This window comes from Nonomuraea pusilla (assembly GCF_900109355.1).
Taxonomy (GTDB): Bacteria; Actinomycetota; Actinomycetes; order Streptosporangiales; family Streptosporangiaceae; genus Nonomuraea; species Nonomuraea pusilla.
The window spans coordinates 414,732-429,106 of record NZ_FOBF01000002.1; the positions used below are offsets into that span (position 1 = coordinate 414,732).

General features: G+C 75.9%; 15 protein-coding genes. 10 read left to right on the forward strand and 5 right to left on the reverse strand.

The genetic code is table 11. The features are described from left to right. The first annotated feature begins 17 nt into the window (after positions 1-17). Positions 18-620 (forward strand): class I SAM-dependent methyltransferase, encoded by a 603-nt coding sequence (locus BMX74_RS04810; RefSeq protein WP_091098553.1) that lies wholly within the window; start codon positions 18-20, stop codon positions 618-620. 75 nt (positions 621-695) lie between these two features. Here the strand turns inward: BMX74_RS04810 and BMX74_RS04815 are convergent, their stop codons facing one another. The 4 genes from BMX74_RS04815 to BMX74_RS04830 form a co-directional block, all read right to left on the reverse strand. After that, entirely contained in the window at positions 696-1,259 is a 564-nt protein-coding gene (locus tag BMX74_RS04815) for a GNAT family N-acetyltransferase (protein ID WP_091098555.1), read from the reverse strand. 210 nt (positions 1,260-1,469) lie between these two features. Continuing rightward, positions 1,470-2,030 carry a helix-turn-helix domain-containing protein gene (locus tag BMX74_RS04820; RefSeq protein ID WP_091098558.1) on the reverse strand — a complete coding sequence of 187 codons (561 nt, stop codon included), beginning with the start codon at positions 2,028-2,030 and terminating at the stop codon, positions 1,470-1,472. Between the two features lie 29 nt (positions 2,031-2,059). Further along, entirely contained in the window at positions 2,060-2,350 is a 291-nt protein-coding gene (locus BMX74_RS04825; RefSeq protein WP_091098883.1) for a DUF6204 family protein, read from the reverse strand. Beyond that, positions 2,350-2,991, reverse strand: a complete 642-nt coding sequence (locus tag BMX74_RS04830; RefSeq protein WP_055501794.1) for a TetR/AcrR family transcriptional regulator — start codon at positions 2,989-2,991, stop codon at positions 2,350-2,352. The genes BMX74_RS04825 and BMX74_RS04830 overlap by 1 nt, the downstream gene beginning before the upstream one ends. Before the next feature lie 367 nt (positions 2,992-3,358). Between BMX74_RS04830 and BMX74_RS04835 the strand changes: the two genes are divergently transcribed. Further along, positions 3,359-4,213 carry a DMT family transporter gene (locus BMX74_RS04835; protein ID WP_091098559.1) on the forward strand — a complete coding sequence of 285 codons (855 nt, stop codon included), beginning with the start codon at positions 3,359-3,361 and terminating at the stop codon, positions 4,211-4,213. On the opposite strand, the gene BMX74_RS04840 is transcribed toward BMX74_RS04835, so the two are convergent. Beyond that, positions 4,194-5,273, reverse strand: coding sequence for an MGDG synthase family glycosyltransferase (locus BMX74_RS04840; RefSeq protein ID WP_091098562.1), 1,080 nt, complete (start codon positions 5,271-5,273; stop codon positions 4,194-4,196). The two genes, BMX74_RS04835 and BMX74_RS04840, sit on opposite strands and share 20 nt — an antisense overlap. A 29-nt stretch (positions 5,274-5,302) precedes the next feature. Between BMX74_RS04840 and BMX74_RS04845 the strand changes: the two genes are divergently transcribed. From BMX74_RS04845 to hpnH, 8 genes are all read left to right on the forward strand, one after another. Then, positions 5,303-6,118, forward strand: coding sequence for a polysaccharide deacetylase family protein (locus tag BMX74_RS04845; protein ID WP_091098563.1), 816 nt, complete (start codon positions 5,303-5,305; stop codon positions 6,116-6,118). A gap of 212 nt (positions 6,119-6,330) precedes the next feature. Continuing rightward, positions 6,331-7,179 carry a squalene synthase HpnC gene (gene hpnC / locus BMX74_RS04850; RefSeq protein ID WP_236714589.1) on the forward strand — a complete coding sequence of 283 codons (849 nt, stop codon included), beginning with the start codon at positions 6,331-6,333 and terminating at the stop codon, positions 7,177-7,179. Continuing rightward, positions 7,176-8,099 carry a phytoene/squalene synthase family protein gene (locus BMX74_RS04855; protein WP_256256775.1) on the forward strand — a complete coding sequence of 308 codons (924 nt, stop codon included), beginning with the start codon at positions 7,176-7,178 and terminating at the stop codon, positions 8,097-8,099. Before hpnC ends, BMX74_RS04855 begins: the two co-directional genes overlap by 4 nt. Beyond that, positions 8,096-9,577, forward strand: a complete 1,482-nt coding sequence (hpnE, locus tag BMX74_RS04860) for a hydroxysqualene dehydroxylase HpnE (RefSeq protein WP_256256776.1) — start codon at positions 8,096-8,098, stop codon at positions 9,575-9,577. The genes BMX74_RS04855 and hpnE overlap by 4 nt, the downstream gene beginning before the upstream one ends. Then, positions 9,574-10,596 (forward strand): polyprenyl synthetase family protein, encoded by a 1,023-nt coding sequence (locus BMX74_RS04865; protein ID WP_091098565.1) that lies wholly within the window; start codon positions 9,574-9,576, stop codon positions 10,594-10,596. The genes hpnE and BMX74_RS04865 overlap by 4 nt, the downstream gene beginning before the upstream one ends. A 1-nt stretch (position 10,597) precedes the next feature. After that, a complete protein-coding gene (shc, locus tag BMX74_RS04870; protein WP_091098567.1) occupies positions 10,598-12,547 on the forward strand; it encodes a squalene--hopene cyclase in 1,950 nt (649 codons plus the stop codon). Further along, a complete protein-coding gene (locus BMX74_RS04875; RefSeq protein ID WP_063791953.1) occupies positions 12,544-13,227 on the forward strand; it encodes a phosphorylase family protein in 684 nt (227 codons plus the stop codon). Before shc ends, BMX74_RS04875 begins: the two co-directional genes overlap by 4 nt. Continuing rightward, complete coding sequence (hpnH, locus tag BMX74_RS04880; RefSeq protein WP_091098569.1) at positions 13,224-14,228, forward strand: adenosyl-hopene transferase HpnH; 1,005 nt, start codon at positions 13,224-13,226, stop codon at positions 14,226-14,228. Before BMX74_RS04875 ends, hpnH begins: the two co-directional genes overlap by 4 nt. Positions 14,229-14,375 lie beyond the last annotated feature (147 nt).

Below are 14,375 nucleotides of genomic sequence, written 5' to 3' on the forward strand. Positions count from 1 at the left end.
TGCGGCAGGATGATCACATGGCAGGGACGAACGGCAGGCGGTGGAACCACAACATCCACTACCACCCCCGGATCCTGGACGCGGTTCCCGCGGGCGCCCGGCGCGCCCTCGACGTCGGCTGCGGCGAGGGCACGCTCGCCCGCGCGCTGCGGCGGGCCGTGCCGCACGTCACCGGCATCGACCTCCACGCGCCCAGCGTCGAGCAGGCCCGCGAGCACCCCGGCGACGTCCACTACGTCGTCGGCGACTTCCTCACCCACCCCTTCGAGCCCGCCTCGTTCGACGTCGTCGCGTCGGTGGCCACCCTGCACCACATGGACGCCGCCACCGGCCTGGCCCGGATGCGCGACCTGCTGCGTCCGGGCGGCGTCCTGGCCGTCGTCGGCCTCGCCCGCAGCACCATGCCGCGCGACCTGCCGCGCGACCTCGCGGCCGTCGCCGTCAGCACCCTCCACCGGGCCGTCAAGGGCCACTGGGAGCACCCGTCACCCACCGTGTGGCCGCCGCCGGTGACGTACCCGCAGATGCGGGCGCTCGCCGCCGAACTGCTGCCCGGCTCCGAGTACCGCCGCCACCTCCTGCTGCGGTACAGCATCGTCTGGCGCAAGCCGCGCGACTGAGCGCCGCCGCGATCGACGGCGCGATCCGGGCCCTGCGCTCCCCGCCGTCCTCCTGACCGCCGGCTCCAGAGCCGGTCAGGCCCGCTCCGCCACCGCCGCGCTCCGGTGCGCGCCACCGCGCGGGCCGAGACGCTTGTAGAAGAAGCTGCAGTCGCGCAGGACGCCGTCGGGGGTAGAGGCGTAGCCGGGGACGACGCCGAAGCGCGTCCAGCCCTCCTTGACGTAGAGGCGTTCCGCCGTGCTGTCCGACTCGGTGTCGAGAAGGAGCAGGCTCGCCCCCGCCTCGCGCGCCGCGCCCTCCGCGGCGGCCAGAAGGGCGCGGGCCAGCCCGCGGCCCCGGGCCCTGCGGTGGACGATCAGTTTGAGCACCTCGGCGCGGTGGCGCCCGTTGGGCTTGGTGGTCAGGGCCAGGCTGACGGTGCCCGCCACGCCCCCGGCGTCGCGGGCGGCCCAGACGATCAGCGCGCCGTCGGCCACGGCGGGGGCCTGGTCGCGCCACCACGCCGCCGCGGCGACCCGGTCGAACGGCGCGACGAAGCCGAGCGACGCCCCTCCTTCCACGGCGTCGGCCAGGACGTCGGCGAGCCCCTCGACGTGGGCGGCGAACTCCTCGGGGCGCAGACGTTCGATGGCGGGCACGGGACGCACTCCTCGGCTGGCACGAATCAGGACAGGACGGTTGGGGGGCGGTAAGGCTCGGGCGGTTTCGGGGCGGGAGGGATCAGGAGGGATCGGGCGCCTTCGGGGCGATACGGCTCGGGCGAGCTCGGGGCGGGAGGGTTCGCAGTCGCTCGGTCGCCAGCTTGGGTCGGCCCGCTCGGGTCGGCCTGCTTCGGTCGGCCTGCTCGGTCATGGCAGGACGACGGCCAGGACGTAGCGGGCCGGTTCCGGCCCCGGGCAGCGGAACCTGGAGCTTCCCCACAGCCGGAACCGCAGGCAGTCGCCGGCGCGCAGCTCGTGCGCCTGACCGTTCGCGGTGATCTCGACGCTGCCGTCGAGGACCCAGATGTGCTGTTCGAGCCCGGGCACGGGCGGCGTGTCGTACGCGATGTCGGCGCCCGGCCGCAGCGTGCCCTCGACCAGCTCGCCCCGCAGCCCGGGGTGCGGCGGGGAGACCGACCGGCGCGCGAAGCCGGTCTCGTCGTCGCGCCAGACCCGCTGCTCGCCGGCCCGTACGACCTGTGGCGGCTCCGCCTCGACCTCGGCGAGCAGGCGTGAGGTGGTGCGCCCGTAGGCGGCGCCGAGCCGGCCGAGCACGGCCGCGGTGGGGCTGATCTCGCCGCGTTCCAGGCGCGACAGCGTCGAACGGCTCACGCCGGAACGCTCCGCGAGCTCGTCGAGCGACCAGCCGTGCTCGCCGCGCAGCTCCGCCAGCCGCTCGGCCAGCCGGACCTCCAAGTCATCTCTCACATCCGGGAATCTATCCCAGATTCGGGAGACTAGCGCCGCTTGCGACGGATCTTGATGTCGCGCAGGTCCGTCATGGCGACACGCAGGACCCGGTGCGGCACCCGGTGGGCCCCGAGTGCGGCGAGCGCCCGCTCGGTCGCCTCGCGCTCGCCGTCCTGCGGCCCGGCGGGCACCTGGCAGCGGAACGTGAACGACCGCAGGGTGCCGTCGTGCGTGAACGTGCCCGCCTCGGTGAACGCGGCGCCGCCCGCCGCCAGCACGGCCGCCCGCCCGGCGTCGTCCAGCTCCTCGAACGCGCCGGAGATCACTACCCTGAACATCATCGGTCCTTCCGTACGGCATAGGTCAGCAGGCGCTCGCCCAGCAGGCTCTCCACCGTGTCGAGCAGGTCGAGCACGGCCGCGGCGATCGCGGCGGGCGGCTCGCCCGCGGCGGTGCGCCTGCCGATCTCGGCGTAGACGAGCGAGTGGCAGCAGCCGAGCTGCCAGGCCACCGCCCTGGGCAGGGGGTCGCCGGGCGCCGCCCCGGTCTCCTCGGCGAGCGTTTCGGCGAGGGCGTCGGTCATCTGCCCGGCCAGGTCCTCCAGCCGGGCGGTCAGGGTGGGCGCGGCGCGCATCATCTCCAGCACCCGTCCGAACCCCTCGGTGAGCCCCACGATCCGCTCCCGGCCGCGCACCTCGGCGCGCAGCCTGTCGAGCACGGCGTGGGCCGCGGACCGGCCGGGCGGACGCTCGCGCACGATGTCGGCCAGCCGGGTGGGCGACGCCTCCTCGGGCGGCAGGACGAGGTCCTCCTTGGCGGGGAAGTAGTTGTAGAGCGTGTTGACCGACACGTCGGCGGCGGCCGCCACCTCGGCGATCGTGACCTGGTCGAATCCGCGCTCCACGAACAGGCGCACGGCGGTGTCGGCGATGCGCCGCCGTGTCTGCCGCTTCTTGCGCTCCCGCAGCCCCTCCGTCATGGGCCAAAGGTTAACTGGAATCCAAAATTGAAGTCCACTGCATTTTTGTGGCGGCCGCCGTCGGCGCCCTTCTCGGAAGCGCAAAGGACGTCCCTGATCTGCGCAGCGAGCGGCGTGGAGGGCCGCCGGGACACGCCCGGTTCGCCCATGCTCGTGCTGCCGGTCGTCGCGGGGACGCCCGGCCAGAGCAGCGGAAGGGGTCGTGCATGCCGGCCGACGTCCTCCCAGGCCCGCTCGGGCGGGGCCGCCGGGCGCCGCGCGCCCCGCGCCGGGCCGGCGACGGCACGCACGACCTGCCCGGGACGCGGGGCCTGCCTGGCGGGCGCGTGCGGCGGAAGGCCGGTGGGCGCTGAGCACCGCCGTCGCGGTGGTGCTGGCCGTGTGCGCCGCCGCCTGCAACGCCCTGTCCTCGGTGCTGCAGCGCCGCGCCGCCCGCGCCGCCTCGCCCGACAAGGACTTCTCGGCACGGCTGTTCCTGAGCCTGGTCAGGCAGCCGGTGTGGATCGCCGCCATCGGCGTGCTCATCGTGGCGTTCCTGCTGCAGGCCGCGGCGCTCGGGCTCGCGGGGCTGACGCTCGTGCAGCCCATCCTCGTCATCGAGCTGCCGTTCACGCTCTTCATCGTCCGCCTGATGTTCAAGGTCAGGCTCAGGGCGCGGGAGTGGACGGCCATCCTCAGCCTGACCGGCGGGCTGGCCCTCCTGCTCGTCGCCACCGGCGCGGAGACGGGCATCGAGTCGCCCGACCGCGCCGGCTGGGTGGCGGCCGCGCTCACGACGGTCCTGCTCGTGGCCGCTCTCGTCGCCGCGTCCCGGCTGGGCGCGGACGGCCGGCGCGCGGCGCTGCTCGGGGTGGCGTCCGGCCTGTGCTTCGCCTTCACCGCCGCGCTCATGAAGGACAGCGTGGACGTCCTCTCCGCCAGCCCCGCCGCCGTCCTGCGCACCTGGCAGGTGTACGCCATGGTGGCCGCCGGCATCGCCGCGCTGTACCTGCTGCAGAACGCCCTGCACCACGGCACCCTGGTGGTCGTCCAGCCGTCGCTGACCGTCACCGACCCGGTGGCCAGCATCGGCTTCGGCGTCGCGCTGTTCGGCGACACGATCAGGCTCGGCCTGTGGGCGGTGCCCGAGCTGGCCGGGATCGCGCTGCTGTTCTTCGGCAGCCTCAGGCTCTCCCAGTCGCCGTACGTCACCTATGACGGGATCACGCGCCCAAGCCGCTGAGCGTCCGGCGCCCGGCGCCGGTCGCGAAGCACGCCTCCGCGGGCGGGGCCGCGAACAGCGCGCGGGCCGCGGCGCGCAGGCGCTCCCGCTCGCCGTCCTCCAGCCGGTCGAGCGCGGCGACCAGCCCGCCCGCCGAGCGGGCGTGCAGGCTCACGCCCGCCCGCTCCATCGCCAGCACGCCGTCCCTGCCGTGCCCCGGGATCGGCAGGTACGTGACGACGGGCAGCCCCGCAGCCATCGCCTCCCTGGCCGTCATCCCGGCCGCGTTGTCGACCAGCGCGTACGCCCGCCCCATGAGCCCCGGCAGGTCGTCGTGCCAGCCGAGCCCCTCCACGCCGGCGTTCCGCAGCCGCGCGGCCAGCGCGGCGTTACGCCCGCACAGGACGACCGGGCGGTACCGGCCGGTCCGCGCGAGGACGCGGGCGGTCCGCTCCACGTCCCCCACGCCCCACGACCCGGCCGCCACCAGCACCAGGCGCCGGCCCGCGCCGGGGCCGCGCGGGGCGACGTCCAGGAACGCGGGGCGGACCAGCGGCGCGTAGCAGGACGCGGGGCGGCCGGTGACGCCGCGCACCTCCTGCGCGGTGGCCGGGTCGGGGCACAGGTAGCGGTCGTTGCCCGGGTGCAGCCAGAGCCGGTGCGCCGCGAAGTCCGTCAGCAGCACCGTGCTGCGGGCCGTGAGCAGGCCGCGCCGCCGCAGCGTGCCGGCCGCCTGGGCGGCGAGGTGGAAGGTGGAGACGACCTCGTCCGGGCGCCGGCGCCGCAGCAGCCGCAGCAGCCGCCGGGCGGCCAGCGACGTCAGGGGCGAGGCCGGCGGCGCGTGGCGCGCGGCGAAGAAGACCCGGTACACCAGCGCGTACAGCCAGGGCGCCGAGCGCATCGTCCAGCCGTACCAGCCGCGCAGGGCCGGGCCGAGCCGCAGCGGGAGCAGGTCGAGGACGTCGGCGACCTCGGCGTCGATCCCCCCGGCGGTCAGCCGCCTGGCCAGCTCGGCGGCGGCGGCGTCGTGGCCGGCGCCCATGCTCGCGCTCAGGATCAGCACCGCGCGCCGCGTTGGCATGGCCGCCCCTCTCTCCCAGACTGGGCCGCATGACCAGCCGCACGACCAGCCTTGTTACCAGGGGAAACGCGTTGGGGGCGGTGCTGGGGGCGGCCGCGTTGGGGTTCGCGCACGCCGCCCCCGCCGCGACGTGGCTGCCGCCCGTCAGGCGGCTGCTGCCCCGCCTGTCCGGCGTCGGGACGGACGGGCACGTCGCCCTCACCTTCGACGACGGGCCCGACCCGCGCTCGACCCCGCGCTTCCTGGACGAGCTGGACCGCCTGGGCTGCCGGGCGACGTTCTTCGTCCTCGGGGAGATGCTGGAGCGGCACCGGGCGCTCGGCCGCCGCATCGTACGGGACGGGCACGAGCTGGGCGTGCACGGCTGGCGGCACCGCAACGCGCTGACGGTCCTCCCGGGCAGGACGGCCGCCGAGCTGCGGCGCGCGGCGGGACTCGTGGCCGAGGTGGCGGGCGCCGCTCCCGTCTGGTACCGGCCGCCGTACGGGGTGCTGAGCGCGGAGGCGGTGCTCGCCGCCCGGCGGGCCGGGCTGCGGCCGGTGCTGTGGACGGCCTGGGGGCGGGACTGGACGCGGTCGGCCACCCCCGGCTCGGTGCTGGCTGCGCTGGCGCCCGGGCTGCGCGGCGGGGCGACCCTGCTGCTGCACGACTCCGACTGCACCTCCGCGCCCGGCTCGTGGCGCGCCGCGCTCGGGGCCCTGCCGGCGGTCGTGACCGCCTGCCGGGAGGCCGGGCTGCGGGTGGGGCCGCTGCGCGACCACTGGCCGGACGTGCGCCAACGCCGCCCCCCCACTTTCCCAACAATTAACCGAAATTTCCGGAACGACGACAGGGTTGCCCTTTAAAGACATTTACCGGCCTTTTTCGGTCGGCCGGGTTTTGCCTTTCCGACAGCGCGACGGATGACCCGGACATCGGCTCCGAACAGCACTTATTCCGAATCTCAATATTCACTCAGCAGGCGCCCGTTAAACACCCATGAGGCGGCGTGTGCGCGTTTATGGACGCGTGCAACGGAGAGCCTTGGATGCATGCCGAAACGGGCCGGACGGCGCATATGACCGTCGAGACGAGGGCGCGCGAGGAGAATTTCCCCGTCGCTTCCCGGCTGCTGCCCCGGGTCCACCGCAGCCGTCTGCTCGCCGTGTACGCCTTCGCCCGCTGGGTGGACGACGTCGGTGACGAACGACCGCGCGACGAGGCGCTGCGCCTGCTCGACACCGTCGAGGACGACCTGCGCCGCCTCTACGAGGGGGACGCCCCCCGCCTGCCGGTCGTCCGCGGGCTGGCGCCCGTCGTCACCGCCTGCTCCATCCCGGTCGCGCCGTTCCTCGCCCTCGTCCAGGCCAACCGGCTCGACCAGGCCGTCAGCCGGTACCGCACCTTCGACGACCTGCTCGCGTACTGCGAGCTGTCGGCGAACCCGGTGGGCCGCATCGTGCTGCACGTGTTCGGCGCGGCCACCGAGGAGCACCTGCGGCTGTCCGACCGGATCTGCACGGCGCTGCAGATCGTCGAGCACTGCCAGGACGTCGCCGAGGACCACGCGCGCGGCCGCGTCTACCTGCCGGCAGAGGACCTGCGGCGGTTCGGCTGCTCCGAGTCCGACCTGCGCGCGGCGAGCACGCCGCGGCGCCTGCGCCTCGCCGTCGCCCTGCAGGTGGACAGGGCCGAGCGGCTGCTGCGCGCGGGGGAGCCGCTCACCGCGTCGCTGACCGGCCTCGCCCGCGTCGCCGTCTCCGGCTACGTCGCGGGCGGCCAGGCCACGGTCGCCGCCCTGCGGCGGGCCGGGCACGACGTCCTCGGCCGGTCCGTCCGGCCGCGCAGGACCGTGCTGGCGGCGGCGTGGCTGCGCCTCCTGGCGCGGGGCGGACGCCATGACCACGACGTGAAGGAGGTCCTGTGACAGGCGCGGCTGAGGCGTACCGGCACTGCGAGCAGGTGATGCGCAGCCGGGCGCGCAACTTCTCCTACGGCCTGCGGCTGCTGCCCGGCCCGAAGCGCAGGGCGCTGAGCGCCGTGTACGCCTTCGCCCGCCGCATCGACGACATCGCCGACGGCGTGGGAACGCCGCACGACCGGCTGGCCGCGCTGGCCGCCGCCAGGCAGACGTTGGAGGCCGCCGCGCGGGCCGCCCACGACGGCGGCGACGGCGGCGACGGCGGCGCCGATGGCCACGGCGGCCACGGGGACGGGCGGCCGGACCTCGTGCTGGTGGCGCTGCGCGACGCCGCCAGGCGCTACCCGGTGCCGCTCGCCGCGTTCGCCGAGCTCATCGACGGCTGCGCCGCCGACGTGCGCGGCACCTCGTACGCCACCCTGGGCGAGCTCGTGGGCTACTGCCGGTGCGTGGCCGGCTCGGTCGGCCGGCTGTCGCTCGGCGTGTTCGGCACGGACGACCACGAGACCGCCACGCCCCTCGCCGACGCGCTCGGCGTGGCGCTCCAGCTCACCAACATCCTCAGGGACCTCAGGGAGGACCGCCTGTCAGGCCGCGTCTACCTGCCGGCCGAGGACCTCGCGAGGTTCGGCTGCACCCTGGACGTCGACGGGCACGGCCGGTTCACCGACCCGCCCGACCGGCTGGCCGCGCTCGTCAGGTTCGAGGCGGCGCGGGCCCGCGACTGGTTCGCGGCGGGCATGAGGCTGCTGCCCATGCTCGACGGCCGCAGCGCCGCCTGCACCGCCGCCATGGCGGGCATCTACCGGCGGCTGCTGGAGCGCATCGTGGCCGACCCGGACGCCGCGCTGACCGCCAGGCTGTCCCTGCCCGGCTGGGAGAAGGCCGCCGTGGCCGCCCGCGCCCTCGCGGGAGCGGCCCGATGACCGGCCCGATGAACGGCCCGGCGAGCGGCCCGGCGAGCGGCCCGATGAACGGCGCGGCGAGCGCGCCGACGGGCGGGCGGGCCCCGGTCGTGGTCGTCGGGGGCGGGCTGGCCGGCGTGGCCGCCGCCGTGGCGCTCGGCGAGGCCGGCCACCGCGTCACCCTGTACGAGGCCCGCCCCCGCCTCGGCGGCGCCGCGCACTCCTTCCACCGCGGCGACCTCGTGGTGGACAACGGCCAGCACGTCTTCCTGCGCTGCTGCACCGCCTACCGGGGCCTGCTCGACCGGCTCGGCGCGCCGGGCGACGCCCCGCTGCAGGACCGCTTCGACATCAGCGTGCTCACCCCCGACGGACGCCGGGGCCGGCTGCGCCGCCTTCCGCTGCCCGGGCCGCTGCACCTCCTGCCCGCGCTGGCGGCGTACCCGCTGCTGAGCCCGGCGGACCGGCTGCGCGCGGTGCGCGGCTCGCTCGCGCTGCGCCGCCTCGACCCCGCCGACCCCGAGCTCGACCGCGTGGACCTGGCGGCCTGGCTGTCCGCGCACGGCCAGGGCGAGGCCGCCAAGGACGCGCTGTGGGACCTGTTCGCGGTGGCCGCGCTGAACGTGCGCGCGCAGGACGCCGCGCTCGGTCCCGCCGCGATGGTGTTCAGGACGGCGCTGCTCGGCCGGGCCGGCGCCGCCGACATCGGCGTGCCCGCCGTGCCGCTCGGCCGGCTGCACCACACGGCGGCCCGCGCCGCGGTCGTCCGGCTCGGCGGCGACGTGCGGCTGTCGGCGAAGGTCACCGCCGTCGAGCCCGGACCGGCCGTCGTCGTGGACGGCTCCAGGGTGGAGGCGTCCGCCGTGATCCTGGCAGTCCCGCACGAGCAGGCCGCCCGGCTGCTGCCCGCGTCGGCCGCGCCCGAGCGGGAGGCGTGGAGCGGCCTGTCGGCCAGCCCCATCGTCAACGTCCACGTCGTCTACGACGGGCGGGTCACCGAACTCCCGTTCGCGGCGGCGGTCGGCTCGCCCGTGCAGTGGGTGTTCGACAAGACGCGGGTCGCCGGGGTGCGCGGCGGCCAGTACCTCGCCGTCTCGGTCTCGGCCGCGGGCGACTGGATCGACGTCCCGACGGCGCGGGCCAGGGAGACGTTCCTGCCCGCGCTCGAACGGCTCCTCCCCGGGGCGCGGGACGCCCGGGTCGTGGACTTCTTCGTCACCAGGGAGCGGCGGGCCACGTTCCTGCAGGGGCCGGGCAGCGGCGCGCTCAGGCCGCTCGCGGCGACCCGCTGGCCCGGCCTGTTCCTCGCCGGCTCGTGGACCGCCACCGGCTGGCCCGACACGATGGAGGGCGCCGTGCGCAGCGGGCTCACCGCCGCCAGGCTGGTCCGCCGCCACCTGAGCGGCGGCAGGGGGCACACCAGCGGGGAGCCGGCGCGCCGACCCCTGCGGGCGTACGGCGCGGGACGCGCCTGGGCGGCCGAGGAAGCGGTCCGATGAGCGGCAGGCCGGGCGTGATCGTCCCGCCCTCCGTGACGGCCGCCCGCGAGCTGGTGGAGCCGGTGCTGCGCGCCGCCGTGTCCAGGCTCGACCCGGTCACGGCCCGCGTGGCCGCCTACCACCTCGGCTGGGCCGACGCCGACGGCAGGCCCGCCCCGTCCGGCGGGGGCAAGGCGCTGCGTCCCGCGCTCGCCGTGCTGTCGGCCCGCGCCGCCGCGGCCGCGGACTGCCTGCACGCCGCCGCCGCGACCGAACTCGTCCACGCCTTCTCCCTGCTGCACGACGACATCATGGACGGCGACGCCACCCGCAGGCACCGCCGCGCCGCCTGGGCCGTCTTCGGCGAGCCCGCCGCCATCCTCGCGGGCGACGCGCTGCTCGCCCTCGCCGGGGAGCTGCTGCTGGAGGACGACTGCCCCGGTCACGCCCGCGCCGCCCGCCTGCTGGCCGTCACCGTCCGCGACCTGATCGCCGGGCAGGCGCTCGACCTGGAGTTCGAGCGGCGCGACGACGTGACGCTCGACGAATGCCTGCGCATGGCGGCCGGCAAGACCGGCTCGCTCATCGCGTGCGCCTGCTCGATCGGCGCCGTCGCCGTGGACGGGCCCGTCCCGCTCGCCGGCGCGCTCTCGGCGTTCGGCGCCGAGGTGGGGCTCGCCTTCCAGCTCGCCGACGACCTCCTCGGCATCTGGGGCGCGCCCGCCGCCACCGGCAAGCCCGTGCTGTCGGACCTGCGCTCCCGCAAGAAGTCGCTGCCCATCGTCGCCGCCCTCACCAGCGGCACCCGGGCGGGCGACCGGCTCGCCGCCCTGCTGGCGGCCCCCGGGCCGCTGCCGGAGGCCACCCTGCGCCAGGCCGCCGCGCTCGTCGAGGAGGCGGGCGGGCGGGCCTGGGCCGAGGCGGAGGCCAAGCACCGGCTCGACGCCGCGGGACGCCACCTCGCCGCCGCCGGGCTGCCGCCCGCCGTGCACGCCGACCTCCTCGACATCGCCCGCTTCCTCACCTCGCGAGGTCACTGACATGACGACAGCCGCCGCACCGTCCTCGGCCGCGCTCGCCCTCGACGCCGCCTGCGACCACCTGCTGGCCCTCCAGGAGCCCGCCGGGTGGTGGAAGGGCGAGCTCCAGACGAACGTCACCATGGATGCCGAGGACCTCCTCCTGCGCGAGTTCCTCGGCGTGCGCAGGCCGCGCGACACCGAGGAGGCCGCCCGCTGGATCCGCTCCCAGCAGCGCGACGACGGCACCTGGGCCACCTTCCACGGCGGTCCCGGCGACGTGTCCACCACGGTGGAGGCGTACGCGGCGCTGCGGCTGGCCGGCGACCCGGCCGACGCCGCCCACATGCGGGCCGCCGCCCGGTTCGTCCTGGACGCGGGCGGCATCGAGGCGAGCAGGGTGTTCACCCGCATCTGGCTGGCCCTGTTCGGCCAGTGGAGCTGGCGCGACCTGCCCGTCCTGCCGCCCGAGATGATGTTCCTGCCGCCGTGGTTCCCGCTCAACGTCTACGACTGGGCGTGCTGGGCCAGGCAGACCATCGTCCCGCTGACGATCGTCAGCGCCGCGCGCCCGGTGCGGCCGCTGCCGTTCACACTGGACGAGCTGCGCACGGGACGGCGCGTGCGGCGGGCGCCGCGCGGCGGCTGGGAGGCCGCGTTCGCCGCGCTCGACCGGGCGCTGCACCGCTACGAGCGCCGCCCGGTGCCCGGACTGCGGCGCGCCGCGGTGCGGCGCGCCGCCGAGTGGATCGTCGCGCGGCAGGAGCGCGACGGGTCCTGGGGCGGCATCCAGCCGCCGTGGGTGTACTCCCTCATCGCGCTGCGGCTGTGCGGCTACGGCCTCGACCACCCGGTGATGCGCAAGGGCCTCGACGGTCTGGAGCGCTTCATCATCAGGGACGAGCAGGGACGCAGGCTGGAGGCGTGCCAGTCGCCCGTCTGGGACACCGTCCTCGCGATCAACGCGCTGCGCGACGCCGGGCTCCCGCCCGACCACGCGGCGCTGGTCAAGGCGGCCGGCTGGGTGCTGGGCGAGGAGATCAGGGGGCCCGGCGACTGGAGCGTGCGGCGGCCGGGGCTGCGGCCCGGCGGGTGGGCGTTCGAGTTCGACAACGACGTCTACCCCGACGTGGACGACACCGCCGAGGCCGTGCTCGCGCTGCGGCGCGTGGACCACCCCGACGTCCGCCCGGCCGTCGAGCGGGCCGTGACCTGGATGGCGGGCATGGTCTCGCGCGACGGCGGCTTCGCCGCCTTCGACGCCGACAACACCCGCACCCTGTGCACGCGGCTGCCGTTCTGCGACTTCGGGGCCGTCATCGACCCGCCGTCGGCCGACGTCACCGCGCACACCGTCGAGGCGCTCGTCGCGGAGCCGCCCGCGCCGCCCGCCCGGCCCGACCTCGTGCGGCGCGCCGTCGTCTGGCTGCTGAAGGCGCAGGAGGAGGACGGCTCGTGGTTCGGCCGCTGGGGCGCCAACCACGTGTACGGCACGGGCGCCGTGGTGCCCGCGCTCGTCGCCGCCGGGGTGCGCACGGACGCCCGGTGCGTGCGCCGCGCCGTGGCCTGGCTGGAGTCGCACCAGAACGACGACGGCGGCTGGGGCGAGGACATGCGCTCCTACACCGACCCCTCCTGGATCGGGCGGGGCGCGTCCACGCCGTCGCAGACCGCCTGGGCGCTGCTGGCCCTGCTGGCCGCGGGAGAGCGGTCGGAGGCGGTGGAGCGCGGCGTCGCCTGGCTCGTCTCCCACCAGCGTCCCGACGGCACCTGGGACGAGCCGTTCTTCACCGGCACCGGGTTCCCCGGCGACTTCTCGATCAACTACCACCTGTACCGCCTCGTCTTCCCGATCAGCGCACTCGGCCGGTACGTCGCCGCGGTGGGCGCCACGGCGCAGCCTCACGAGACGGCCGTGGCGGAGCAGGCCGGGCACAGCGAGGCCGGCGGGACGCGGACGGTCGCCCCGTGAGCGGGCTGCTGGTCTTCACCGCCCTGGGCCTGGAGGCGCGGGCCCTGCGGGAGGGCCTGCCGTCCATGCCGGGCGGGGCGAAGGTCGTCCGCACCGGGATGGGCCCGCGCAACGCCGCGGCTTACGCGGCGCGGGCCCTGACGGCCTCCCGCGAGCCGGTGGCCGGGCGGCCGGGCGCCGTGGCGGTGGCGGGGGTCGGCGGGGCGCTCGACCGGCGGCTGCGGCCCGGCGACGTGGTGGTGGCGAGCGAGGTCTGGTGGGACGGGCAGACGCTGCCCTGCCCGTCGGCCCGCCTGCTGCAGGCCGAGCTGGCCCGCGCGGGCGTGCCGGTCGTCACCGGGCCGCTGGTCACGTCCGGCCACCTCGTCTCGGGGGCGGAACGCGGCGGCCTGGCGGCGCGCGGGGCGCTCGTCGTGGACATGGAGTCGGGCCCCGTCGCGGCCGCCTGCGCCGAGGCGGCGCCCGGCGGCGGCCTGCCGTTCGCGGCGGTACGGATCGTCGTCGACACCCCGGACGTCCCGCTGCTGCGTCCCGCGACGCTGCGCGGCGGCGCGCGGGCCCTGCGGACGCTGCGTCGCGCCGGCAGGCCGCTCGCCCGCTGGGCGCTCGCCCAGCTCATCACCCCGGCAGGCGCGGACGGCGCGGCCGGGGCCCACCAGGAGGAGGTGCGGAGCATATGAGCATGCCCGTCCGCCAGGCGCTGCGCATCGGCGGCTACATCCTCGGCCAGCGGGTGCGCGGGCGCGCGAAGTTCCCGCTGCTGCTGGAGCTGGAGCCGCTGTTCGCGTGCAACCTGAAGTGCGCCGGCTGCGGCAAGATCCAGCACCCGGCCGACGTGCTGAAGCGCCGCATGCCGGTGGAGCAGGCCGTGGCCGCGGTCGAGGAGTGCGGCGCGCCGATGGTGTCGATCGCCGGGGGCGAACCGCTCATGCACCCGGAGATCGGCGAGATGGTACGCCGCCTCGTCGCCATGAAGAGGTACGTGTTCCTCTGCACGAACGCCCTGCTCATCCCGAAGAAGATCGACCAGTTCGAGCCGTCGCCGTACTTCGCCTGGACCGTCCACATCGACGGCCTGCGGGAGCGGCACGACGCGTCGGTGTGCAAGGAGGGCGTGTTCGACCAGGTGGTGGAGGCCGTCAGGGAGTGCAGGAGGCGCGGCTTCCGCGTCACCACGAACACCACGTTCTTCAACACCGACAGCCCGCAGACCGTCATCGACGTGCTCGACTACCTCAACGACGACCTGCGCGTGGACGAGATGATGATCTCCCCCGGGTACGCCTACGAGAAGGCGCCCGACCAGGAGCACTTCCTGGGCGTGCAGGAGACCAGGGCGCTGTTCCGCAAGGCGTTCTCGGGCGGGAACCGGCGCAGGTGGAGGTTCAACCACACGCCGCTGTTCCTCGACTTCCTGGAGGGCAGGGCCGACTTCGCCTGCACGGCGTGGGCGATCCCGTCGTACTCGCTGTTCGGCTGGCAGCGGCCCTGCTACCTCATGGCGGACGGCTACGCGGCGAGCTACCGCGAGCTGGTCGAGGACACCGACTGGGACTCCTACGGGCGGGGGCGCGACCCGCGCTGCGCCAACTGCATGGCGCACTGCGGCTACGAGCCGACGGCCGTGTTCGCCACGCTGTCGTCGCTGAAGGAGTCGCTGCGGGCGATCAGAGGCGGCTGAACCCCTCCCGCTCGGGGGCAGGCGCGGGAGAGCCGGTCGCATCCTGCGCCATTACTTCCGGGATTCGTTTCGTTGCGGGAACCGGCACCCCCGCCGCTACCGTCTGCGTAGCGGCCGGTGACGTCATCGCCGGCCCCGTCGAACGGA

Excerpts from the sequence above, each read along its gene's own strand:
- BMX74_RS04810 (WP_091098553.1), top strand. The coding sequence starts at position 18 with ATGGCAGGGACGAACGGCAGGCGGTGGAACCACAACATCCACTACCAC.
- BMX74_RS04825 (WP_091098883.1), bottom strand. The coding sequence starts at position 2,350 with ATGTTCAGGGTAGTGATCTCCGGCGCGTTCGAGGAGCTGGACGACGCC.
- hpnH (WP_091098569.1), top strand. The coding sequence starts at position 13,224 with ATGAGCATGCCCGTCCGCCAGGCGCTGCGCATCGGCGGCTACATCCTC.
- BMX74_RS04830 (WP_055501794.1), bottom strand. The coding sequence starts at position 2,991 with ATGACGGAGGGGCTGCGGGAGCGCAAGAAGCGGCAGACACGGCGGCGC.
- shc (WP_091098567.1), top strand. The coding sequence starts at position 10,598 with ATGACGACAGCCGCCGCACCGTCCTCGGCCGCGCTCGCCCTCGACGCC.
- hpnC (WP_236714589.1), top strand. The coding sequence starts at position 6,331 with ATGACCGTCGAGACGAGGGCGCGCGAGGAGAATTTCCCCGTCGCTTCC.
- BMX74_RS04840 (WP_091098562.1), bottom strand. The coding sequence starts at position 5,273 with ATGCCAACGCGGCGCGCGGTGCTGATCCTGAGCGCGAGCATGGGCGCC.
- BMX74_RS04845 (WP_091098563.1), top strand. The coding sequence starts at position 5,303 with ATGACCAGCCGCACGACCAGCCTTGTTACCAGGGGAAACGCGTTGGGG.
- BMX74_RS04865 (WP_091098565.1), top strand. The coding sequence starts at position 9,574 with ATGAGCGGCAGGCCGGGCGTGATCGTCCCGCCCTCCGTGACGGCCGCC.
- hpnE (WP_256256776.1), top strand. The coding sequence starts at position 8,096 with ATGACCGGCCCGATGAACGGCCCGGCGAGCGGCCCGGCGAGCGGCCCG.